19 protein-coding genes are annotated in these 22,047 nt (G+C 47.7%); 6 read left to right on the top strand and 13 right to left on the bottom strand.

Annotation, left to right across the window (positions count from 1 at the left end; translation table 11 throughout):
- Positions 1-83: 83 nt before the first annotated feature.
- On the bottom strand, positions 84-1,061 hold the full coding sequence (locus F752_RS0113180) for a M23 family metallopeptidase (RefSeq protein ID WP_017732215.1): 978 nt from the start codon (positions 1,059-1,061) through the stop codon (positions 84-86).
- A gap of 151 nt (positions 1,062-1,212) precedes the next feature.
- On the opposite strand from F752_RS0113180, the gene alaS reads away from it, so the two are divergent.
- The 3 genes from alaS (at position 1,213) to F752_RS25800 (ending at position 6,542) form a co-directional block, all read left to right on the top strand.
- Positions 1,213-3,831 carry an alanine--tRNA ligase gene (alaS, locus tag F752_RS0113175; RefSeq protein WP_026135732.1) on the top strand — a complete coding sequence of 873 codons (2,619 nt, stop codon included), beginning with the start codon at positions 1,213-1,215 and terminating at the stop codon, positions 3,829-3,831.
- Positions 3,832-3,881: 50 nt separating this feature from the next.
- Positions 3,882-5,342 (top strand): Asp-tRNA(Asn)/Glu-tRNA(Gln) amidotransferase subunit GatB, encoded by a 1,461-nt coding sequence (gatB, locus tag F752_RS0113170; RefSeq protein WP_017732213.1) that lies wholly within the window; start codon positions 3,882-3,884, stop codon positions 5,340-5,342.
- Between the two features lie 72 nt (positions 5,343-5,414).
- Positions 5,415-6,542, top strand: coding sequence for a TlpA disulfide reductase family protein (locus F752_RS25800; protein WP_017732212.1), 1,128 nt, complete (start codon positions 5,415-5,417; stop codon positions 6,540-6,542).
- 292 nt (positions 6,543-6,834) lie between these two features.
- Here the strand turns inward: F752_RS25800 and F752_RS0113155 are convergent, their stop codons facing one another.
- Genes F752_RS0113155 through F752_RS0113140 form a run of 4 tightly spaced genes read right to left on the bottom strand, consistent with a single transcriptional unit; the run spans position 6,835 to position 9,351 of the window.
- Positions 6,835-7,446, bottom strand: a complete 612-nt coding sequence (locus F752_RS0113155) for a C40 family peptidase (RefSeq protein ID WP_017732210.1) — start codon at positions 7,444-7,446, stop codon at positions 6,835-6,837.
- A gap of 22 nt (positions 7,447-7,468) precedes the next feature.
- Complete coding sequence (locus F752_RS0113150; protein WP_017732209.1) at positions 7,469-8,077, bottom strand: hypothetical protein; 609 nt, start codon at positions 8,075-8,077, stop codon at positions 7,469-7,471.
- A 50-nt stretch (positions 8,078-8,127) separates the two neighbouring features.
- Positions 8,128-8,661: an acyl-CoA thioesterase gene (locus tag F752_RS0113145; RefSeq protein WP_017732208.1), complete on the bottom strand. Its 534-nt coding sequence runs from the start codon at positions 8,659-8,661 to the stop codon at positions 8,128-8,130.
- 18 nt (positions 8,662-8,679) lie between these two features.
- Positions 8,680-9,351 carry a protein-L-isoaspartate(D-aspartate) O-methyltransferase gene (locus F752_RS0113140; RefSeq protein WP_017732207.1) on the bottom strand — a complete coding sequence of 224 codons (672 nt, stop codon included), beginning with the start codon at positions 9,349-9,351 and terminating at the stop codon, positions 8,680-8,682.
- 212 nt (positions 9,352-9,563) lie between these two features.
- On the opposite strand from F752_RS0113140, the gene F752_RS0113135 reads away from it, so the two are divergent.
- A complete protein-coding gene (locus F752_RS0113135; protein WP_040664614.1) occupies positions 9,564-10,160 on the top strand; it encodes a riboflavin synthase in 597 nt (198 codons plus the stop codon).
- Positions 10,161-10,224: 64 nt separating this feature from the next.
- Here the strand turns inward: F752_RS0113135 and F752_RS0113130 are convergent, their stop codons facing one another.
- Entirely contained in the window at positions 10,225-10,809 is a 585-nt protein-coding gene (locus tag F752_RS0113130) for a phosphatase PAP2 family protein (protein ID WP_017732205.1), read from the bottom strand.
- Positions 10,810-10,812: 3 nt separating this feature from the next.
- Complete coding sequence (gene hemF / locus F752_RS0113125; RefSeq protein WP_017732204.1) at positions 10,813-11,730, bottom strand: oxygen-dependent coproporphyrinogen oxidase; 918 nt, start codon at positions 11,728-11,730, stop codon at positions 10,813-10,815.
- A 153-nt stretch (positions 11,731-11,883) separates the two neighbouring features.
- Here hemF and F752_RS0113120 point away from each other — a divergent pair, with 153 nt between their 5' ends.
- Positions 11,884-13,974: an alpha-ketoacid dehydrogenase subunit alpha/beta gene (locus tag F752_RS0113120; protein ID WP_017732203.1), complete on the top strand. Its 2,091-nt coding sequence runs from the start codon at positions 11,884-11,886 to the stop codon at positions 13,972-13,974.
- 183 nt (positions 13,975-14,157) lie between these two features.
- On the opposite strand, the gene tamL is transcribed toward F752_RS0113120, so the two are convergent.
- Positions 14,158-16,683: a translocation and assembly module lipoprotein TamL gene (tamL, locus tag F752_RS0113115; RefSeq protein WP_017732202.1), complete on the bottom strand. Its 2,526-nt coding sequence runs from the start codon at positions 16,681-16,683 to the stop codon at positions 14,158-14,160.
- 22 nt (positions 16,684-16,705) lie between these two features.
- Here tamL and F752_RS0113110 point away from each other — a divergent pair, with 22 nt between their 5' ends.
- Positions 16,706-17,461 carry a TrmH family RNA methyltransferase gene (locus F752_RS0113110; RefSeq protein ID WP_017732201.1) on the top strand — a complete coding sequence of 252 codons (756 nt, stop codon included), beginning with the start codon at positions 16,706-16,708 and terminating at the stop codon, positions 17,459-17,461.
- Here F752_RS0113110 and F752_RS24120 read toward each other — a convergent pair.
- From F752_RS24120 to F752_RS0113085, 5 genes are read right to left on the bottom strand one after another with little or no spacing between them, the layout of a single operon-like run.
- On the bottom strand, positions 17,458-18,285 hold the full coding sequence (locus tag F752_RS24120) for a queuosine precursor transporter (RefSeq protein WP_017732200.1): 828 nt from the start codon (positions 18,283-18,285) through the stop codon (positions 17,458-17,460). The genes F752_RS0113110 and F752_RS24120 overlap by 4 nt on opposite strands.
- 3 nt (positions 18,286-18,288) lie before the next feature.
- A complete protein-coding gene (locus F752_RS0113100; RefSeq protein WP_017732199.1) occupies positions 18,289-19,206 on the bottom strand; it encodes a ribonuclease Z in 918 nt (305 codons plus the stop codon).
- A gap of 8 nt (positions 19,207-19,214) precedes the next feature.
- Entirely contained in the window at positions 19,215-19,598 is a 384-nt protein-coding gene (locus F752_RS0113095) for an STAS domain-containing protein (RefSeq protein WP_017732198.1), read from the bottom strand.
- Positions 19,599-19,651: 53 nt separating this feature from the next.
- Entirely contained in the window at positions 19,652-20,593 is a 942-nt protein-coding gene (locus F752_RS0113090) for a phosphoribosylaminoimidazolesuccinocarboxamide synthase (RefSeq protein ID WP_017732197.1), read from the bottom strand.
- A gap of 52 nt (positions 20,594-20,645) precedes the next feature.
- Positions 20,646-21,980, bottom strand: coding sequence for a toxin-antitoxin system YwqK family antitoxin (locus F752_RS0113085; RefSeq protein WP_017732196.1), 1,335 nt, complete (start codon positions 21,978-21,980; stop codon positions 20,646-20,648).
- Between the last annotated feature and the right edge of the window lie 67 nt (positions 21,981-22,047).

Below are 22,047 nucleotides of genomic sequence, written 5' to 3'. Positions count from 1 at the left end.
GAAAAAGAGAAAGCAGCCTTCGGAAGGCCCGGTTTTATGGAAAGAAAGGGGGCGCTTAGCTGTAAGAGATGGTCGCCATGATTTTACCCCAGCGACTGGTTTTCCCTGGATGCCAGCTCGAGCAGCTTCTCATACTCCTCAGCATTGAGGTCCTGGAAGAAGAAGTTCATCGGGTTAACCTTCTTATCATCTTTAATTACCTCGTAATGCAGGTGTGGGGCAGTAGAGCTGCCGGTATTTCCAACATAGCCAATAACCTCTCCTCTTTTAACACTGTCGCCTTTTTCTACATTGAATTTATCCAGGTGGGCATATTTGGTAACATAGCCATAGCCATGGTCAATTTCTACCTGTTTTCCATAGCCGCCATACTGGGAGCGCACCACTTTAACCACTCCGTCGCCGGTAGCATAAATAGGAGTACCGCGTGGGGCAGAGAAGTCGCAGCCGGTGTGCATTTTCCGCACTTTATAGATGGGGTGCATTCTCAGGCCAAAGCCCGAGGCCATTCGCTTCAGTTCCTGGTTAGAAATAGGCTGAATAGCGGGGATAGAAGCCCACATTTTTTCTTTATCATTGGCCATCCGGATGATATCATCGTACGACTTGGTCTGGATGTACATTTGCTTCTTTAGCTGGTCAATTTTTTTACGGTTGCTCAGGATCAGGTCTTCCCGTGTGAGGCCTTTTTCCAGCAGGTCTTTATAGCGTTCCGTGCCACCCACACCGGCCTGGCGGATGGTAGAGGGGATAGGGTCGGCCTCAAAAATAATCCGGTAAATATTGTCGTCGCGCTCCTGGAGTACGGCAAGCATTTCATTAAGGCGGCTGATGTCTTTCTCCATCATCTCGTAATAAAGGCGGAGCTCTTCGTTCTCCTTTTTGAGCATGGCTTCCTTTGGAGAGTCGAAGTATACATTGTAAGCCATTACAATTCCAACTGCAAGAATAAAGGATACTGACAGGAAGCCGAGGAAGTTCAGGAACACGTCCCATTTCCCTCTTTTAATTCGTTCGTAGCGGCAGGTTTCTGTATCGTAGTAATATTTTATTCGCGCCATTGCTAAATTGGTAATGTAAAATCTGTTAATTTTGTGGCTAAAATCAAGGTTTATAGCCTGTTTTTAACATCATTAATTGCACCCTAAGCGGTTTCTAAAAGGCAATATATAAAGAATTACTAAAAACAGCCTCTTAACAATAATCTCATCTATGGATTCGAAGCAGATAAGAAGTACCTTTCTGGAATTTTTTCAATCAAAACAACACCGAATCGTTCCATCAGCCCCAATGGTCAATAAGGATGATCCTACACTTATGTTCACCAATGCGGGAATGAACCAGTTCAAGGATTACTTTTTAGGTAATAAAAAGGCTGATTTTACACGGGTGGCAGATACCCAGAAATGTCTTCGTGTGTCCGGCAAACACAATGATCTGGAAGAGGTAGGCATCGATACCTACCACCATACCATGTTTGAGATGTTGGGCAACTGGAGCTTTGGCGATTACTTTAAGGAGGAAGCCATCCAGTGGGCGTGGGAGTTGTTAACAGAACATTTTAAACTGCCAAAAGACCGCTTATATGTAACTGTTTTCGAAGGTGATACAGACGATAACTTAAGTCCCGATGAAGAGGCTTTTAAGCTGTGGAGCCGGATTCTGCCGGAAGACCGTATTATTTATGCCTCCAAGAAAGATAACTTCTGGGAAATGGGCGATACCGGCCCCTGTGGACCCTGCTCTGAAATTCATGTAGACCTTCGGTCGGAGAAAGAAGTAGCCGAAACGCCTGGTCGTGAGCTGGTAAATAACGACCACCCGCAGGTGGTGGAAATCTGGAACCTGGTGTTTATCCAGTTTAACCGCATGGCCAATGGAAGCCTGCAGCCACTGCCTGATAAACATGTCGATACAGGCATGGGCTTCGAACGTTTGGCGATGGCCATCCAGGGCAAACGCTCTAACTACGATACAGATGTGTTCCAGCCCCTTATTCAGCAGGTGGCAAAAGATGCCGGCATTGCCTATGGCAAAGCCGAAGAGACCGACATTGCAATGCGGGTGATGGTCGACCATATCCGTGCGATTGCCTTTGCGATAGCCGATGGCCAGCTGCCATCGAATACAGGAGCGGGTTATGTGATTCGCCGGATATTGCGCCGTGCCGTACGCTACGCCTTTACCTTCCTGAACCTGAAAGAGCCTTACCTGTATCGCCTGGTGGCAGTGCTCAACGAGCAGATGGGTGAATTTTTCCCGGAGCTCAAAGCACAGGAAGCCTTTATCAGCAAAGTAATTCAGGAAGAAGAAGCCGCCTTCCTCCGTACGCTGGAAACTGGTCTGCGTCGCCTCAACGAACTTATCAGTTCCGGCTCAAAAGCCATTAGCGGACCGGTTGCCTTCGAGCTGTACGATACCTTTGGCTTTCCGCTCGACCTTACCGGTCTAATTGCCAGGGAAAACGGCCTTACCGTTGATGAAAAAGGCTTTTCCGCAGAGATGCAGAAGCAAAAAGAGCGTTCTAAAAAAGCAGCGGTTACCGAAGCAGGCGATTGGGTAGCGGTAAAAGGAGGTAGTGAAAAAGTAGACTTTGTGGGCTACACTCAGCTGGAAGCGAAAGCCCGAATCGTAAAGTACCGGGAGGTAAAGGAAAAGAACAAAACGAACTATCAGCTGGTGCTGGATAAAACCCCTTTCTATGCCGAAAGTGGCGGACAGGTAGGGGATACCGGTTACCTTACCGATGGCAAGGAAAAAATCAGGATTATCGATACCAAAAAGGAAAATGACCTGATTGTGCATTTTGCTGAGCGTCTGCCGCAACAGCCGGAAGCTGAATTTACTGCTGTGGTAGATGCCGATAAGCGCCGCTATACCCAAAACAACCATACGGCTACCCACCTGTTGCATGCAGCCTTGCGGAAGGTTTTAGGAGAACACGTGCAGCAGAAAGGCTCCCTGGTAAATGAGCAGTTGCTCCGCTTCGACTTTTCACACTTTGCTAAAGTTACGGACGAAGAGCTTAAAAAAGTAGAGGAGATGGTGAATGAGCGGATTCGCCAGAACATCCAGTTGCTCGAAGAGTGCGATGTGGCCCTTGAAGAGGCAAAGAAAAAAGGCGCTATGGCGCTCTTCGGTGAAAAATATGGCGATACGGTAAGAGTTATCTCTTTCGACCCTGCTTATTCTGTAGAGCTTTGCGGTGGTACCCACGTAACCGCTACCGGACAGATCGGCCTGTTTAAAATCGTATCCGAAGGTTCTGTATCTGCCGGTGTGCGCCGGATTGAGGCGGTAACGGCCCGTGCAGCAGAGGAAATGGTGCGTGAGCAACAGGAAAATATTGAGCAGCTGAAAGCCCTGTTAAAAAACCCGAAAGATTTAACCGCTGCCGTACAAGGCCTGCTGGACGAACGAAATAAATTAGCGAAGGAGCTGGAAAAGGTGCAGCAGCAACAGGCAGGAGAACTACGCAAAGAACTGGCCGCTAAAGTACAGGAAACCGATGGTATTCAGCTGCTGATTGAGCGGGTGAGCCTGCCTTCGGCAGATGCACTAAAAACTATTTCTTTTGAGCTGAAGAACCAGTTTGACCGCCTGCTGATGGTATTGGCTGCTGACATTGACCATAAGCCCCAAATATCGGTGGTGGTGGCCGAAGCCCTTATTCAGGAAAAAGGCCTCCATGCCGGAAACCTGGTGCGTGAGCTGGCAAAAGAAATAAAAGGCGGCGGCGGCGGACAGCCCTTCTTTGCCACTGCCGGAGGAAAAGATATTAACGGCTTGGATAAAGTGATAGAAAAAGCCAAATTGATTGCCAAACAGTAAAGAAGAACAACACCTTCTTTCTTTTCCATAAGATTAGAAATACTTGAATTATGCTGAATCAGGAAATTCGCGATAAATATAAGGTAGTCATAGGACTTGAGGTGCATGCTCAGCTGCTTACCCAAAGCAAAATGTATGCTTCCGACCCGGTAGAGTATGGAAATCTGCCCAATACCAACATCAGTGTTATTACCCTCGGCCACCCTGGCACCTTGCCGGTGGTCAATAAAAGGGCCGTGGAATATGCCATGCGCATGGGGATTGCCTGCCGCTCCGAAATTACCCGTTACAACATCTTTGACCGGAAGAATTATTTCTACCCCGACCTCCCGAAGGGCTACCAGGTAACGCAGGACAAAACGCCGATTTGCCGTGGCGGCTTTATCGCCATCAAAACAAAGGAGGGGGGAGAAAAGCAGGTGAGCCTGACGCGCATCCATATGGAAGAGGATTCCGGTAAATCCATGCACCTCGAGGGCGATGTGGATACCCTGGTAGACTTTAACCGTGCCGGAACTCCGCTTATCGAAATTGTAACCGAGCCGGTTGTGGAAAGCTCTGAAGAGGCTTACGTATTTCTGCAGGAAATTCGCCGCCTGGTACGCTATCTTGATATATGCGATGGCAATATGGAGGAAGGTTCGCTACGCTGCGATGCCAATATTTCTGTGATGCTGGCAGGCTCTGAGGTATACGGTAAAAAGGTGGAGGTAAAGAATATGAACTCCTTCCGGAATGTACAGCGGGCCATTGAATATGAAATTGAACGCCAGATATTAGCCGTAGAAGCAGGGGAGAAGATATCCTCAGAAACCCGCACCTTCGATGCCACCACAGGTACTACCATTTCCATGCGTACCAAGGAAGAGCTGAACGACTACCGCTATTTTCCGGAGCCTGACCTGAGCCCACTGGTTATTTCAGATGAATGGCTGAATAGTGTAAAAGAGCAGATGCCAAGTTTGCCCTGGGAGTTGCTTCATAAGTTTGTCAATGAGTATGGCTTATCTGAATATGATGCCCAGGTGCTGACCGACAGTAAAAATATAGCCCTCTACTTTGAGGAGCTTTGTAGCCAGACACGCAATTACAAAGCCGCCGCAAACTGGATGATGGGCCCTGTTAAAGGCTATCTCAACGAACTTACCCTCGATATCACCAACTTCCCGCTTAAACCCGCTCAGGTTGCGGAACTGATTGAGTTGGTGGACAGTAATAAAGTGAGCTTTTCAGTAGCAAGCCAAAAGCTATATCCGCTCCTGCTGCAACAGCCACAGCAAAAAGCAATAGCCATCGCTGAAGCCGAAAACCTCTTGCAGGAAAGTAATGAAGATACCATTTTGCCCATCATAGAAGATGTAATTGCTGCCTGGCCGGAAAAGGTGGAGGAGTACCGTGGAGGTAAAAAAGGGCTACTAGGGCTCTTTATGGGAGAAGTAATGAAGAAGAGCCAGGGTAAGGCAGACCCAAAAAAGACGAATCAGCTGCTGCGCGAAGCGCTGGAAAAATAAAGCTTTCTTACATAGGCTGCACGATTTCGTGCAGCTTTTTGTTGCTTTGAAAAGAAATTAAAACAAGAATTTATGAACTTCAGAAATCTGAATGTAGCACTGCTGGCCATGCTGGCTTTTGCCTCCTGCTCAAACGGGCAGAGCGGGCAAAATCCGGAAGAAGGCGAAATTGTGCTGCAGGGAAAGGTGGAGAACCCACTCAGCGGACACATTATTCTGGAAGAAATACAGGGGAACCAGGCAGTACCTGTAGATACCTTTGCCCTGGCTGAGGACCAGACCTTTAAAGAAACGCTGGATATTAATGAGCCAGGCTTTTACCGTCTTAATTTTTACGGTCAGCAATATGCTATGCTGGTGCTCGATAATGAAGATGTAACCATCAACGCCAATATGAACAGTAGTGAGCCTGCGAAAGTGGAAGGCTCAGCAGATACTGATGATTTAGAAGCTATTAATCGCCTGATGCGGGCGAACATGGAAAAAGTAAAGACGCTGGAAAATGAATTCCTGGAAGCTCGTAAAAGTGGTGATAAAATCAGGATGAAGGAGCTGGAGCAGGAGTATATTGCCCTTGAGCAGCAACAGCGCGATAAACTTAAGGATTTGATGCGTCAGATGGAAAGCTCCATTTCATTAGTTTATGGCGTTAATTACCTGAACCGCGAAGCAGACTTTCCTTTCCTTGACTCTTTGGCCAACCGCCTGCAAAAGGATTTGCCGGAGTCTAAGTATGTGAAAGACTTTGCGCAGGGAGTGGAAAGTATGCGCGCTACAGTAGTTGGACAGGTGGCGCCGGAAATTAGCCTCCCTAATCCTGAAGGAGAGATTAAAAAGCTTTCCGACCTGAGAGGAAATATCGTAATGATTGACTTCTGGGCTGCCTGGTGCGGACCCTGCCGTCGCGAAAACCCGAATGTGGTAAAACTGTATAACAAGTATAAAGACGAGGGATTTGAAATTTATGGGGTTTCGCTCGACCGTAATAAGCAGGATTGGGTAAAAGCTATTGAAAAAGATGGCCTTACCTGGACACAGGTTTCAGACCTCAATTATTTCAATTCAGAAGCAGCTAAAACCTATAACATCAATGCCATTCCGGCTACGGTGCTTCTGGATAAAGAAGGACGGATCATAGCCAGGAACCTGAGAGGTGAGGCCTTGGAGAAAAAGCTGGCAGAGCTATTCGGCGAAGAATAGCATAAACCTTTAGTAAAAATATACAGGAAGCCTCATCAATCAATTGATGGGGCTTCTTTTTTTGTTTGCTAAAAAGAGGAATCATGGCAGCTGCTGTTCCGAAGCTTTTACAGCTGAACAGTACATTCTCTTTTTCTATGGGAGTGGGTCTTTTCGAGTGGCTCAATGGGAAGAGCAGTTCAGTTCAAGGAAGTGAAAAAAAGAATTCGCTGGTGAGGTAATTTTCCTGGTGTTAGGGGCAGAACAGCAGGAAAGAGACGCTTTGAAGAAAGAAGATATGTCCGGTAATCAATTAATTCTCCAGTATTCTTCTGGCAAACATCAGGCGGGTTTCATAATAGCCATCCAGCTGGCTCACCTTTACCCCTCCGTTAGAAGAGGAGTGAACAAAGCTGATTTCTTCTTCAGGAGTGGAAATGATAATTCCAACGTGTCCCACCTGTCGCAGTTTGGGGTTAGTGCCTGTGAAAAACAGCAAATCTCCTTTTTGGACTTCATTGAGTGGTATTTCTTTCCCCTGGGTACTTTGGGAGCGACTGGAGCGGAGCAGCTCATGTCCGAAATGAGAAAAAACGTAAAAAACAAAACCGGAGCAGTCGAATCCTTCAGGCGACTCGCCGCCGTAGCGGTATTTTTTGCCATGCAGAGAAAGTGCAAAACTGCTAAGGCTGTCTGCCAATTGCCTGCTACGGAAATCGTTGAGCAGTGTTTCTTTCAGGAGCGGGTCAATTATACTTAAGCTATCGGGAGGCGAATGAGTATTACTTTGCCCGGGAGGCCCATCAAAAGAATTGGAGTGGAAGGCGCTGAAAATTACAACAACTGCCAGTGCTACCCCTGAATTGCGTTTGTAGCGGTTAAAATACCTGCCTGAGCTGCTGAAGAAATGTAGGAATCGTTGCATAGCTGGCAAATTGGTTCAACTGCTAAACGAACAGCTGTTTAAGTAGGTTCCACAGGGCTATTTTGCGGGAGCGTTCTGCCCGGAGTACCGAAAGTTTATCCACCATTAATAACTTTCGGCCCTTGCTTTTTTCCAGCTCGTAAGGAGCCAGTGTAGTAGTGGCTGGCACTTCCTGCCGCGATACGCCAAAGGAGAAGAAGTGGGTGAAAGGGATTTCATTTATAGCCTCCCAGTCAGCAGGGTTCTGACACTGGCAAATATTGACAATAGCCACATCATCGAAAGTGTACTGAATAGCTTTCAGAACATCCTTTAAGAATAAGCCATCGGCCCTCTCCATAATAGGGTGGTTGGGGTCTTCGACCAGAATGAGCAGCCCTTTACGGTTTTCTCCAAAGATAAGCTTTGGGTTTACCGTTGTGGCCTTTGCTTTTTCAGGAGCAGGATTAGCTGCTTTGGCTACCGGTGCAGGTGCTTCATTTTCTTCCTTTTTACCGGCTGCTTCTGTATTAGCGTTTGAAGGACTTAATGGCTGCTGAGTAGCCGCTTCAGCGGCCGCCTGCCGGTCTTCCGGTAGCAGAAATAAATCTTCCGTAATAAAATAAGGTAAGAAGGAAAGGTCGTGCTGCATGGGTAAGGAAAGTATTCGGGCTAAGCGGATCTCTTAACCCGAATATACTACTATTTTTTATCTGACGGGAGGTCGAAGAGTGATTTTAGTTCTTTAGCATCCTGCGGCAGCATTCGCTTTCCTAAAATAAGCCGGAGTTGCCGGCGGCGAAGGGCACTATCGTACAACTCCTGTTCTTCCTCCGTTTCCGGAACCAGTTCTGGTACCTCAATCGGGCGGCCGCTTTGGTCCACAGCTACAAAGGTAAAAAAGGCCCGGTTGCTTTCGAATTTACGGCCGGCCGGAATGTCTTCGGCTGTAACCACAATGTGCACCTCCATGGAAGAGTTAAAAGCACGTGTTACCTGCGCTTTAAGGGTAACAACATTGCCCAGCTGTATACCCTGGCCAAAGGAGATATTATCGGCCGAAGCAGTTACTACAATGCGATTGCTATGTTTTTGGGCGGCAATGGCAGAGACAATGTCCATCCAGTGCATGAGTTTACCTCCCATTAAATTATTGAGAGTATTGGTGTCGTTGGGCAGCACCAGTTCCGTCATGGTTACGCAGGATTCACGGGCAAATTTTTTCTTTTTAGGCATAATAGAGCATGTTCAAATCTACAGGTTCCGATGGTCTTTGGCATCCCAGCCCTGGGAGCCGCGGAGTTTTACAAAACTAAAAAAGTCGTATTCTTCTTTTACAATCGTACTCTCATCCTTTTTGGTCAGGCGGAGCATTTTCTGCTGCTGGTCGTCCCCTACCGGAATCACCAGTTTTCCGCCAACAGCAAGCTGCCGCAGCAGGTCGTTAGGCACGAAGGGAGCGCCGGCCGTTACAATTATTTTATCGTAAGGAGCATAGGAGGGGAGGCCGCGGGAGCCATCGCCATGAACGAAAATGGCATTATACCCCATTTCCGGCAACATTCTGCGGGCTTTCTCGTGCAGCTTCCGGATGTACTCAATGGTATATACCCTTGCGCCTAACTCCAGCAGCACACAGCACTGGTAGCCACTTCCGGTTCCTATTTCCAATACCTTTTCGCCCGGCTTTACTTCCAGTAGCTGCGATTGAAAAGCCACCGTGTAGGGCTGTGAAATGGTTTGCCCTTCGCCAATAGGAAAGGCTTTATCCTGGTAAGCCTGTTCTAAAAAGGCTTTTTCGAAGAAGAAGTGGCGGGGCACCTGCTGAATGGCCTGCAAAACCCGCTCATCGTATATTCCCTTCTGTACAAGAATGCGGACCAGCGATCTGCGCATTCCTTTATGTTTATAATCGTCCTGATACATCATGAGCGGCTAGGGTTAAAGCATTGCAAATATATTCTAAAAATCAGCAAAACACAGGGCCTGCTTTGCGATGGATCAATAGGGAGAACTACCTGAACAAAACAATATTTGCCCGATAGCTCCTTACTATCAATCTTCGGGGGCGGGCTTTTTGTTTAGCTATCAGCTTTTATCTTAAATTTACAGGATTGAAAAATTTTAATGAAAAGGACATGTTTACCGGAATCATAGAAGCACTCGGGCAGGTAAAAGGCATAGAGCAGGAAGGCAGCAACCGCACCTTCGAAATTGAAAGCCACCTTGCCTCCGAGCTGAAAATAGATCAGAGTGTGGCCCATAATGGGGTATGCCTAACCGTAATAGCCGTTGCCGGGGATCGCTATAAAGTAACGGCCATTGACGAGACAATGAAAAAAACTAATCTGGGCGAATGGAAAGAAGGTACACAGGTAAACCTGGAGCGCTGTATGCCGGCCAATGGCCGTTTCGACGGGCATATTGTGCAGGGCCATGTCGACCTTACTGCAGTCTGCACGGGCCGGAAAGAAGAGGGTGGAAGCTGGCTGTTCGACTTCAGCTATCCTGAAGGCACCAGCCATATGACGGTGGAAAAAGGTTCTATTACCGTTAATGGAGTTAGCCTTACCTGCTTTAACAGCAAGGACAACAGCTTTAGAGTAGCCATTATTCCCTATACTTTTGAGCATACCAACTTCCACCAGCTAAAGGAGGGTATGCAGGTGAATCTGGAGTTTGACATCATTGGCAAATACCTGCAGAAAATTGCCCTGAGGCAGATGGGGAAGTAGGGAAGGGTAAAACTGGAAATTAAAGAACCCGCCAATCGAGCTGGTTCTTTAATTTCATTCATCTTCAGGAGTCTTTTTGTCTGTCCAGAGAAGGAAGGCGGGGAGAGAGCTGGTTGTAGATCCAGTAGACGAGCCATCCAAAGAACAGCCCTACAATGGCACCCACCGTAATATCGCCGGGATAATGCACTCCCAGGTATACCCTGCTGTAGGAAACCAGCACGGCCCAGGGAAAGAGTAAAATAATCCAGCGGAAGCGGTCGCGGAGCTGCAGCCATAAAAAGGCCGCCACTCCAAAAACATTGGAAGCATGAGAGGAGGCAAAGCCATACCGGCCGCCGCACTTCTCGACCGTATGTACCATATGGCCAATTAGCGGATCGTGGCAGGGGCGGGGCCGCTCGAAGAAAGGCTTCATAAAGCTGGAAGTAAACTGGTCGGCCAGCGTTACCACCAGGGCAACCCCTACCAGAACATATACTGCATTCCAGCCATTTTTCCGAATAATCAGGTATACCAGGAAAAGGTAAAGAGGAAGCCAGAAGAATTTATGGCTCACCCAGTACATCATCTCATCAAAAAAAGGATTGTTGTAGCTGTTGAGCTCCAGCAGCAGCTCCCGGTCCAGCTGAACCAGCGAATCGAACATAACTTAAAGGGCTAGCCAGTTGATGTCTTTTTGCAGCAGCTCCAGTGTTTGCGCTTCGCGGCTTCCGGCTTCAGGGCTGTAGTTGTACTCCCATGCTGCCAGCGGAGGCAGGCTCATAAGAATAGATTCGGTCCGCCCTTCGGTATCGAGGCCAAATTTGGTGCCTTTATCCCACACCAGGTTAAATTCCACGTAGCGGCCCCGGCGAAGTCTTTGCCAGTCGAGCTCTTCCTGCCCGTATGAGAGCGTTTTGTTCAGCTCGATGAGGTGGGTGTAGATAGGTGCAAAGGCTTTCCCTACGTCCTGCACAAAGCCAAATAGTTTTTCTTTGCCTCCCTGTTCCTCACTACTTAATCGGTCGAAAAAGATGCCGCCAACACCACGGCTTTCCTTACGGTGGGGGATATAAAAGTAATCATCGGCCCATTTTTTAAATTTAGTATAGTAAGTCTCATCGTGCCGGTCGCATACCTGTTTTAGCTGCTGATGGAACCAGGCTGCCTGTGCCTTTACCACATAATGAGGTGTAAGGTCAATACCGCCGCCAAACCACCAGACTCCATTGCTCATTTCGAAGTAGCGAACATTCATATGAATAATGGGTACCATCGGGCTCTTCGGGTGCATGACAATGGATACGCCGCTGGCAAAAAAATCGGCCTGCTGTAGTTGCAGCTTCTGTAACATTCCCTGAGGTGTTTCGCCATATACGGCGCTAAAATTAACCCCTCCCTTTTCCAGTACCTGTCCGTTCCTGATTACGCGGGAACGGCCGCCGCCGCCTTTCCCGGCTCCGGCCACCGGGTCGTCGCGAAGCCAGCTGTCTTCTTCAAACTTTGCGCCTCCATCGGCAATTTCCAGCTGAAGACAAATATTATCCTGTAGTGCTCTAAAACTTTCTGCTATCTCTTCTCTCGTCATTTTTTATTTCGGTTGACCAGTAAATTTAAAACTATTTAAAGGAACACCAAAGCGGCGGGGCTTACGATCGTTAGCTTTTTAGCTGCAAACGATAGAAATCTGTTTTATTTTGGCTAAATTCGCAGGACACGCCAATCGATATACAATTTTTTTATGCCATCACTGAAAGAAAAGAAGAAAAATACCTCCATCGACAGTGCAGTTTACCTGAAGGCCTACAAACTCATGTGCCTGGCCGGACGTATGGCCGAAACCTACGAGGAGAATAAACAGATTTGCAGCAAATATGTCCACAGTACTTCCCGCGGACATGAAGCCATTCAGCTGGCGGCGGCCCTTCAGCTCAGGTCTATCGATTATGCCGCTCCTTACTATCGCGATGAATCAATTTTACTGGGAATAGGAATGCAGCCGCATGAGCTTATGATGCAGCTGATGGCCAAGGCCGACGATCCTTTCTCCGGAGGCAGAACCTATTATTCGCATCCTTCCCTTAAAAGAGAAGGAATGCCTACCATTCCGCACCAAAGCTCTGCTACCGGTATGCAGGCGATTCCGGCGACCGGCATGGCCCATGGGCTTTCTTACCTCGAAAGCCAGGGGCTGCTCAATGGAAGTGAAAAAGCGGTGGTACTTTGCTCGCTGGGCGATGGCTCGGTAACGGAAGGCGAAGTATCGGAAGCCATGCAGATGGCTGTGCTCAAGCAACTGCCGGTGGTTTACCTGGTGCAGGATAATGAGTGGGGTATATCGGCAAGCGGTAAAGAAATGCGCGCCATGAATGCCTATGAATTTGCAGCCGGTTTTAAAGGGCTGGAGCGGATGCAGCTCGATGGCGCTGATTTTACAGCCTCTTACCTCGGCATGCAAAAGGCTTATGAATATGTGCGGAAGGAAAGAAAGCCTGTTCTGGTGCACGCCACCTGTCCTTTGCTGGGGCACCATACCTCCGGAGTTCGTAAGGAATGGTATCGCGGAGAGAAGGACCTGGCCCTGCACAGTCAGGATGACCCGCGGCCGAAGTTACGGGCTTTCTTACTCGAGGAAGGAATAGCTTCGGTTGAGGAAATAGAAAAAATTGAAGAAGAGGCGGTGCAGGAAATTGCGAAGGCCTATGAAACTGCATTAAACGCTCCTGAACCAGCTCCGGAAACGCTCATGGAAAATGAGTTTGCTGCCACGCCGGTTACAGAAGAAAAAGGAGAGCGGAAACCAAAGGGAGCCGAAAAAGTAGTAATGGTCGATGCCGCCCTGCATGCGGTGGATGAGATTTTGAAAAAGCACCCAGATGCTTTATTGTATGGCCAGGATGTGGGCGGTCGTCTTGGGGGTGTTTTCCGCGAAGCGGCTACCCTGGCAGGCAAGTACGGGGAAGAAAGAGTTTTTAACACGCCCATACAGGAAGCTTATATTGTTGGTTCCACAGCGGGTATGTCGGCCGTAGGGGCAAAACCCATGGTAGAGATTCAGTTTGCCGACTATATCTGGCCGGGTATTAACCAGCTGGTAGAGGAGCTGAGCAAGAGCTGTTATCTTTCCAGAGGTAAATTCCCCATCCAGTCGCTTATTCGTGTGCCGATTGGCGCATACGGCGGGGGAGGACCTTATCACTCCGGTAGTGTGGAATCTACACTCCTGAATATCCGGGGTATAAAAGTAGTGTACCCCTCCAATGCAGCCGATATGAAAGGTCTTTTCAAAGCGGCTTTTTACGATCCGAACCCAGTAGTAATGCTGGAGCATAAAGGGCTTTACTGGAGTAAAGTACCAGGAACAGAAGAAGCTAAAACCCTGGAGCCGGATGAGGATTACATTATTCCTTTAGGCAAAGCAAGGATAGCACAGGAAGCTTCTGCTGAAAAACTGGAAGAAGGAGATACGGTGGGTGTCATAACCTATGGTATGGGTGTGCATTGGTCGCGTGCTGCCAGTGGAGCTTTTCCGGGTCAGGTAGAAATTCTCGACCTCCGTACCCTCAATCCATTAGACTGGACTGCTGTAAAGGAACTGGTTAAGCGACATGGCAAGGTGCTGGTGGTAACGGAAGAACCACTCATGAATTCCTTTGCAGAATCCCTTGCCGGCCGGATTAGCGAACAATGTTTCCAGCAGCTCGATGCGCCGGTTATGACCATCGGTGCCAAAAACCTGCCCGCCATTCCGCTGAATGTGGGGCTTGAAAAAGAAATGTTGCCCAATGCCGATAAGGTACAGGTAAAATTGCAGGAACTGCTGGATTATTAAGCAGGACCTAACGAAAGCAAAAAATCCATACTTCGAGCGGGAGTATGGGTTTTTTGTTTTTGGGTAAAAGAGGTTTGGAAAAAAGAGGCGCTTTTCATTCTTCTGGTAACTTCCCGATGGAAAGGATCTCCATTCAACACCTTTTTTTAAGCAAGTGCCAGGGCAGACAGAAACTCCACCTTTTTAGAAAGGATAACCAATACCAATATTAAGAATGATAAGGTCCTGGGGAGCACTGAAAGGAAAGCCTTCAAATTTATCGAAGGTCCAGCCCTCGCTGTAATTATAGCCACCTTCTCCATCAGGCGTAACGGCCATAGGGTTGTAAATTTTTACACCAAGGTCGAAGCGCACAACCAGGAAGGAGAAGTCCATCCGGAGGCCATAGCCGGCGCCAAGGGCCAACTGCTTATAAAACTCATCTACCTTAAATTCACCGCCCGGAAAAACGGGAGATTCCTCGAGGTGCCAGATGTTTCCGAAGTCGACAAAAACTGCTCCATTCAGGAAACCAAAAATATTGTGACGGTATTCGACACTTCCTTCAATCAGGACTTCCCCAGGCTGTTCCAGCTGGTTGGTGATAATTTCATTTTCGCCAAATTCATCAACACCATACAGCGCTGGGTTGTAAACCCCCGGGCCCAGACGGCGGGGGCGGTAAGAACGTACGCTATTACTCCCTCCGGCAAAGAAGAACTTCTCATATGGGAGCGTGGCATTTTCGGAGCCATATGGAACGGCAACCCCTGCATTTAAGCGATAGGCCAATCCTATCTTATCCTCCAGAGGAATGTACACCCGGAAATCGTTGCTCAGTTTTACAAACCGATAAGCCCTGAGTTCATCTTCTCCTTCTAAAGGCTCTCCATCTACCGGAGTTTCACTGGCAAAAGGGAGATCAATAAAGTTAAGTGAAGTGCCTCCACTCTCAATAAAAGGCCTTATATAGCGCGATCTTTCCACATAGGTACCGTAATTATTTTTATTAAAAATAGCATAGGCATACATGCTAGATACAAAGGCGGGGTCGAAAGAATGGATATAGGGGTTCCCTTCGGCCTGCCATTCTTTCAGCAGTGCCAGAAACTCTGCGCCTTCTGCACCCTGGAAGGAGGAGTTAATATAGCTGACATCCAGCGGAGAGAAGGTATAAAGGTTATTATAGAAGCTCTCATCGGCTTCCTTCTCTGTTTGCCAGGTATAGGTTAAAGAGGTGTTGTAAGTGGAGCGGACAAATTCCGGCCGGTTGGTATAGGCGTAGCCAATTAACAGCCTTGATTTAGGGTTTAAGTTACCTAACCTGTAGCGCAGCCTGGGGCCGAGAGGTGCCAGGAAGTGAGGAAAAATAAGAGAAAGATTAGCGCCAATCTGCTGGCTGGTAAGGTTGGCGGTCGGATCGGTCGTTCCGGGTACTCCTTCTATCCCTGCGAGCAAATTGAGCTGCAGTGTTTCCATACCGCCAAAAGTGTTACGGTTGGTCCAGGTTGAATTAAAATAGGGACCAGGGGTGCTGTGGCTGTAGGTGATCCCTACTTCATTGCTGGTCTGGAATTTTTTGAGCGGACTGGTGAAAATGAGTGCATTGAAGGTATCGCCGGTGGTGTCGTAGGTAACATTAATAAACTTGAATATGTCGAGGTTCGCCAGTTGCTTTTGTGTTTCCAGAGTCGCCCTTCTGCTGTACAGGCTGTCGGGGCGCATAAATACCCTGTTATCCAGTACGCGTTTCGAATATTGCTCTTCAAAAAACTTATAGATAATGCCGTTGTACAGCCTGCTTTCCCTCCCGGCTAGGTCGCCTTGTATGGTGGCATCCGTGGTAAAAATGACAGAGTCAATTCTGAACTGTTTATGATAGCCCCTGTCGGCCGGCTGGTAAATAATGGTTTCGATAGATACTTTTCGTTCGCCCAGAGTGGTGTCTACCTTAAAATGTACATACTGAGGGCTAAACTCATAGTACCCGTGGTTTTTAAGCAGATTATCAATCCGGTTTCGTTCCAGGGAGAGTTCATACTGGTCGTACAGCTGGGTGGTGTCGAGGTAGCTATCTTCCTGGTATTCATCCAGGATGTCCCTTATCTGGTTGTTGGCAACGGTCAGGTAAAGCGTGTCGATGGTCCACGGAAGATTTTCTTCAATCAAATAGGTTACAATTGCTTTATTGCCTCCTTTTATATCCAGGTCGAAACCCACTTCACCATGAAAGAAGCCCTTCGACTCCAGGTAAAGCTCCATTTGCTCGGCAGTCTGGACGGTAAGGGCACTATCGTAAATTACAATAGGCTCTCCAATCTGCATGAGCAGGTTTCCCTCTTCCAGTACTTTGTTCTTTTTCTCTATTTTTTCTCTTTTCTTCTCTCGGAGTCGTTCTGCGCGGTTTTCTCTTCCTTCTTCAACAGCTTCGGCAATTTTCCTGTCCAGCTCTTCTGCCTTTTCATCCCGTTTCCGCCGGATTTTATCCTTATCGTAAAACTGTTTTCCCAGGTAGTGGAGGGAAACATAGGGGGTCCATGGAATGAGGGGGAACTCCAGATTAGGCTCCTGCCGGTAAAAATCGGCCAGCTCACTGGTGCTTATTACCTCATTTCCTACAATTTTCTGCTCGCTCAGCAGGAGCTTGCCCTCTGGCAGATGCTTGGTACCCAGGCAGGAGGATAGGCCGAGCAGGAGGCAGAGGACGGTTAATTTATTTAGAAACTTCAAAATCTCGTTTTACTTTTGCTTTATGATTACAAAAAAACAAAGCCAGCTCATAAAATCACTGCACCTCAAAAAGTATCGCAAAAAAGAACAGCTCTTCTTTGTCGAGGGCACAAAAAGCGTGCTGGAACTTTTGGAATCAGATTATGAAACAAGAACTGTTTATGCAACTCCATTGTTTTTGCAAGATAACGCTAAGGAATTAGAAAAAGCAAATGTGGAGCTGGTTTCAGTACCGGCAGATATCCTCGCCGGTCTGGGTACGTTTAAGACGAACGACAGCGCCCTGGCAGTAGCCGAAATGAAGCCAAACCAGCCACTGGAAGCAACGGCCGGTGAATATGCGCTGCTGCTCGATGATGTCAATGACCCGGGAAACCTGGGTACGATTATCCGGATTGCCGACTGGTATGGAATAAAGAAGCTCATCTGTTCAGAAAATACCGTCGACTTTTACAGTCCTAAGGTGGTGGCGGCTGCTAAAGGTTCTTTTACCCGCGTTCGGGCTTACTATACCAATCTTCCCGGCTTTTTAGCGGGCAACAGGCTGCCGGTTTATGGTGCCGACCTGGAGGGTGCCGATGTCCATCATTTTTCCTTTAGCGGCGGGGGTTATTTGCTAATGGGGAATGAAGCCAATGGGATCCATCCGGATCTTTATCCTTTTATCAGCAAGAAAATAAGAATCCCTGCTTATGGAGGGGCTGAGTCGCTGAATGTAGCGATTGCAACAGCTATTATCTGTGATAATTTACGAAGGGGAGAAGAATACAGTGCCTAGAGACCAGCATTCTCAGTTGCACCGGGATGTCGGCCACCGTGGTGACGGCCACCGGAATGCCGGCCACCGTGGTGACGGCCATCAAGATAACGGTCAATCAGGTAGTGAGCCAGGTAGAGAAGTGGGGTGAGCAGAACCGCTACTACAAATTTATAGAGATAGTTGATTAGGGCAACGGAAATAAGCTGTGGCCATGACCAGTTGCCAAACAGTTTGAAGGCTATAAAGAGCACGACAAAGCTGTCGACTAATTGAGAAATAAGAGTAGAGCCGGTTGCTCTCAGCCATATTTTTTTAGATCCTGTAATGCTTCTCAGGCGCTGAAATACCCATGCATCGAGCAGCTGACCAATAAGGAAGGCGGTAAGGGAACCGATTATAATGCCCATTCCCTGCCGGAAAACAGCATTAAAGGCCGTGTTAATATCAAAGGGCCTTCCTTCAGCATCGGTCCGGTTTACCTCCAGCCAAAAAGCAGCCGGCTCCAGCTCAGTTACCAGCAGAATTACCCCGAAAACATAGAGGATTAAGCCTGCAGTGAGAAAGCTTATTTTCCTGACTCCTTTCGGACCAAAATATTCATTAATAATATCGGTGGTAACAAACACAAGCGGCCAGATAATAGCCCCGGCAGTAAGGTTAAAGTCCAGCCTGAAATTATCCAGTAAGGGGATTTGGGCGGGCGGAAGCCCCAGGCTCCCTTCGGCCGAGAAAATTTTGACACCAATGAGCTCGGCAAGAATGGCATTGGTAAGGAAAATGCCGGAAAGAATGAGGAACAGATTATTTCGCCTGCGGGCAGGTGCAGTGGCCTCTATCTTCATGTGTTAGTCTTTTACCTCAATGGTTTCGCCCTCAATGGCCAGCCTGGTATTAGGGAAGATGCCTTGTGCTTCGGAAAGCAAAGGGCTCAGGTCTTTGTAGCGAACAGAATAATGGCCCAGCACTAAAGTAGCTGCATTTGCTTCCCTGGCCATATGGGCGGCCTGTTCGGCGGTGGAGTGGAAGGTTTCTGCTGCCCGCTCGGCCTGGTCCTGGGCAAAAGTAGCTTCGTGGTACAGGAGGTCTACATTTTTAATGTAAGGGATAAGGGCCGGCTCGTATTTGGTGTCGGAGCAATAGGCAAAAGAGCGGGAGCGCCTGGGAGGAAGGGTATAATCCAGGCAGCGGTACCGGAGCTGGCCTTCGGTACTGTAAATATCTTCCCCTTTCTTAAGGCGGGTAATTTCTTCGCCGGTCATTTCCGGTAGCAGCTTGGCTTTGTTCATTCTCCTGTCCTTCGGTTTTTCTTTAAAGAGAAAGCCCGTACAGGGAATGCGGTGGACCAGCGGCAGGGTATATACACTCAGCTGATTGCTTTCGTAAATCAGTGTATGGCTATCGGCTTGCAGGGCGGTAAAGTGTAGTTTATAGCTTAATACAGTACGGGAGTGTTTTAGCTGAACCGTAATAATTTCATCCAGCCCCTGCGGACCAAAAATATAGAGGTCGTGCGAACGTTTTTGCAGGTGCATGGTGAGCAAGAGGCCCATGAGGCCCAGGTAATGGTCGCCATGCAGGTGGCTGATGAATATATGAGAAATTTTATGAAAGCGGGTGCGGTAGCGGATGAGTTGCATCTGGGTTCCTTCTCCACAGTCGATCAGGAAATACTCACTGCCTATGTTGAGCAGTTGAGAAGATTGATTTCTGTTATGAGCAGGTGTTGCGGAGTTGGAACCCAGTATTTTTATCTGAAAACTCAAGGAGTACTTTAGTTAAGATTTTCTCCGCTGTTTAAATCATTTTCAATTTCATTCATAAACACATAGTCGACAGCCTCTTCTTTGGTAGGAAGAATGGTTAACACATTGTCGAGCTGAGATATTTTTATCAGCTTGTTAACATGGTCGGTAAGGCTGGCCAGGATAAAAGAACCACCTTCTTCCTGCATAATACGATTTCCTACTAATAGAGAGCTCAGCCCCGAGGAGTCGGTGTATTTAACTTCCGACATGTCTAAAATAATATTTTTCACTCCTTTGGCGTGCAGGGTAATCAGCTCAGACTTTAATTTTGGAGCCAGTGTTGTATCGAGCTTCTCTTCATGAAGCACCACTATACAGTATTTTTCCTGCTTGTCAACCGAATATTTCATAAGATTTGTGTTAAAAAATGTAAGTGTGTCGAAGTGTAAATTAACTAATTCAACTAAATGTTTTCAATTATGTTTGCCTTTATCTCTTCGGTAAGGCTTCCGCTGGTGTTGATTTTGTTAAAGGGTAAACCCGTTACTTTCTCGTATAGTTCGATGTATCTATCAGAAATCATCGTAACAATTTCGTCGGTCATTTCCGGTATCTGCTGGCCCTCCTGGCCCTGGAAACCTTTGGCTATAAGCCACTGGCGCACAAACTCCTTGCTCAGCTGCTTTTGTGGCTCGCCGGACTGCTGCCTTTCTTCATAGCCATTGAGGTAAAAATAGCGGCTGGAGTCGGGGGTATGAACCTCATCAATCAGGTAAATTTTTTCATCATCGCCTTTACCAAATTCATATTTAGTGTCTACCAGGATGAGTCCTTTTTCAAAGGCCATTTCAGTTCCGCGGGCAAAAAGAGCCCGGGTATACTTTTCCAGCACAAGATAGTCGATTTCGCTTACCCGGCCGCTTTTAATGATTTCTTCGCGGCTAATGTCCATATCGTGACCTTCGTGCGCTTTGGTGGTAGGCGTTATAATAGGCTCCGGCAGCGGGTCATTTTCTTTTAGTCCTTCCGGAAGGGAAACCCCGCAAATGCTGCGTTTACCCGCCTTATACTCCCGCCAGGCATGGCCGGCCAGATACCCCCTGATGACCATTTCGACAGGGTAGGGCTCGCAGAGCCTGCCTATACTTACATTTGGGTGGGGCACCTGGGTAAGCCAGTTAGGTACTAGCTCGGCGGTGGCCTGCAAGAAGTAGGCTGCTATCTGGTTCAGAACCTGTCCTTTATATGGAATGGCTTTTGGAAGGACTACATCGAAGGCAGAAATGCGATCGGTAGCGACTACCACCAGCTTGTCCGGAAAGTAATAAATATCGCGGACCTTTCCCCTATAAGACCGGGTTTGTCCGGCAAAAGTAAAGTTAGTTTCTTTTATTGCCTGTGCCATACAGCCTTAAAATTAGAGAAGTTCAGCTAATATAAAAATAGTTCGGTTGAACTTATTCCCCTGCAGGCTGCTCTTTAATGACTTCCCCATTCCGGTAGGTAGTGGTTTTGAGGAGCTTTCCTTCTTCGGAATAGAACTTCCACTCACCTATGCGGGTGGTGCCTTTCCATTCTCCACTTTCCTTTAGTTGCCCGTTAGGGTGCCAGGCTTTATAGGGGCCAAAACGCTTACCGCTCTGGTAAGTGGCTACGGATTGAGGAGTGCCGTCTTCATAAAAAGCTTTTTCTTCTCCCAGAGGTGTACCGTTCTGGTAATTGAGCTCCCACTTTAGCTGCCCGTTGGTATGATATTCCCTGAAAAGGCCATGTTCTTTGCCGTTTAGCCAGTCTTCTTCTCTTATTAGTTTTTCTTCCTCATTATAAAATTTCCAGGAGCCATGCGCGAGCTCGGTAACGAACGCTTTCTCTGCTTTAAGTTTTCCATTGGGCCAGAACTCCTTCAGGCGGTAATCTTTGCCGCTATTACTGTAGTTGGCTTCTGTTTCCAGTCCGCCCTCGAGGTAAAAAGTTTGGTTAAGGCCGGACTTAGCGCCTTTAGTGTATTGGAATATATGTTGAGGATTTCCATTCTCATACCATGCTTTATTTGGGCCATGCAAGGCACCTCCTTTGTAAGCACCTTCGGTTAGGAGCGTACCGTTTTCTGCATAATGTTTAAAGGTGCCGCTTTTTCGGCCCTCTTCATTATAGCTTTCGGTATTGATTTGTCCATTCGGGTAATAGGTGCGGAAATAGCCGTGGAGAATGCCATTCTGGTAGTTCGCTTCCGACTGTAGCCCTCCTTCAGGGTAATAGATTTTAGTAGGACCATTGGGTTTTCCGTTGGCGTAGCTTATTTCCTGCCGCAGTTTGCCGCTTTCAAAATAGTCTTTTACCAGTCCGTCGGGCTGCCCGTTCTTGAATTGGGCACTGCTTTTTACTTTGTCTTTGGAAAAATAGATGAGCATTTCCCCGTGCAGTTCGTCCTGTTCAAAATTAGCCAGCTGCAGGAGAGAACCATCAGGGTTATATACTTTCATGCTTCCCTGGCGGAGGCCATCTACAAAAGGAATTTCGCGCTGCAGGCTTCCATCAGAATAGTACTGCTTAAAGACGCCTACTTTCTGTCCCTCCTCGAAAACTCCTTCGGTAAGGACGCTGCCATTGGGGTGAAACTGCTTGAATGGGCCATCTATTTTGCTGCTGTCGCCATCGAGTATGGTATAGACTGATTTAACCTGGGTGGAGGCGGAATCGTGATAGGTGACGATTTTTGTCTGGCCCAAGGCGAGGGTTAGCGGGGAGGTGGCCAGGAGCAGGAAAGTGAAAAGCCGGGTAATTAAGTTCATAAATGGTGCTTATTTTCATTTGCAGGTTTATAACGCAATCACGACAAAATTCGTGCGGTAATTGATT

Source organism: Nafulsella turpanensis ZLM-10, assembly GCF_000346615.1.
Classification (GTDB): domain Bacteria; phylum Bacteroidota; class Bacteroidia; order Cytophagales; family Cyclobacteriaceae; genus Nafulsella; species Nafulsella turpanensis.
Note: the sequence above shows the minus strand (reverse complement) of the source record. Positions and strands in the feature narration are given on the sequence as shown.

Bases quoted from the DNA above. Each gene is read 5' to 3' on its own strand.
- F752_RS25800 (WP_017732212.1), top strand. From the start codon at position 5,415: ATGAACTTCAGAAATCTGAATGTAGCACTGCTGGCCATGCTGGCTTTT.
- F752_RS0113095 (WP_017732198.1), bottom strand. From the start codon at position 19,598: ATGAAATATTCGGTTGACAAGCAGGAAAAATACTGTATAGTGGTGCTT.
- alaS (WP_026135732.1), top strand. From the start codon at position 1,213: ATGGATTCGAAGCAGATAAGAAGTACCTTTCTGGAATTTTTTCAATCA.
- F752_RS0113085 (WP_017732196.1), bottom strand. From the start codon at position 21,980: ATGAACTTAATTACCCGGCTTTTCACTTTCCTGCTCCTGGCCACCTCC.
- F752_RS0113180 (WP_017732215.1), bottom strand. From the start codon at position 1,061: ATGGCGCGAATAAAATATTACTACGATACAGAAACCTGCCGCTACGAA.
- F752_RS0113145 (WP_017732208.1), bottom strand. From the start codon at position 8,661: ATGCCTAAAAAGAAAAAATTTGCCCGTGAATCCTGCGTAACCATGACG.
- F752_RS0113110 (WP_017732201.1), top strand. From the start codon at position 16,706: ATGATTACAAAAAAACAAAGCCAGCTCATAAAATCACTGCACCTCAAA.
- F752_RS0113155 (WP_017732210.1), bottom strand. From the start codon at position 7,446: ATGCAACGATTCCTACATTTCTTCAGCAGCTCAGGCAGGTATTTTAAC.
- F752_RS0113140 (WP_017732207.1), bottom strand. From the start codon at position 9,351: ATGTATCAGGACGATTATAAACATAAAGGAATGCGCAGATCGCTGGTC.
- F752_RS0113135 (WP_040664614.1), top strand. From the start codon at position 9,564: ATGTTTACCGGAATCATAGAAGCACTCGGGCAGGTAAAAGGCATAGAG.
- F752_RS0113120 (WP_017732203.1), top strand. From the start codon at position 11,884: ATGCCATCACTGAAAGAAAAGAAGAAAAATACCTCCATCGACAGTGCA.
- F752_RS24120 (WP_017732200.1), bottom strand. From the start codon at position 18,285: ATGAAGATAGAGGCCACTGCACCTGCCCGCAGGCGAAATAATCTGTTC.
- gatB (WP_017732213.1), top strand. From the start codon at position 3,882: ATGCTGAATCAGGAAATTCGCGATAAATATAAGGTAGTCATAGGACTT.
- F752_RS0113150 (WP_017732209.1), bottom strand. From the start codon at position 8,077: ATGCAGCACGACCTTTCCTTCTTACCTTATTTTATTACGGAAGATTTA.
- hemF (WP_017732204.1), bottom strand. From the start codon at position 11,730: ATGACGAGAGAAGAGATAGCAGAAAGTTTTAGAGCACTACAGGATAAT.
- F752_RS0113130 (WP_017732205.1), bottom strand. From the start codon at position 10,809: ATGTTCGATTCGCTGGTTCAGCTGGACCGGGAGCTGCTGCTGGAGCTC.
- F752_RS0113090 (WP_017732197.1), bottom strand. From the start codon at position 20,593: ATGGCACAGGCAATAAAAGAAACTAACTTTACTTTTGCCGGACAAACC.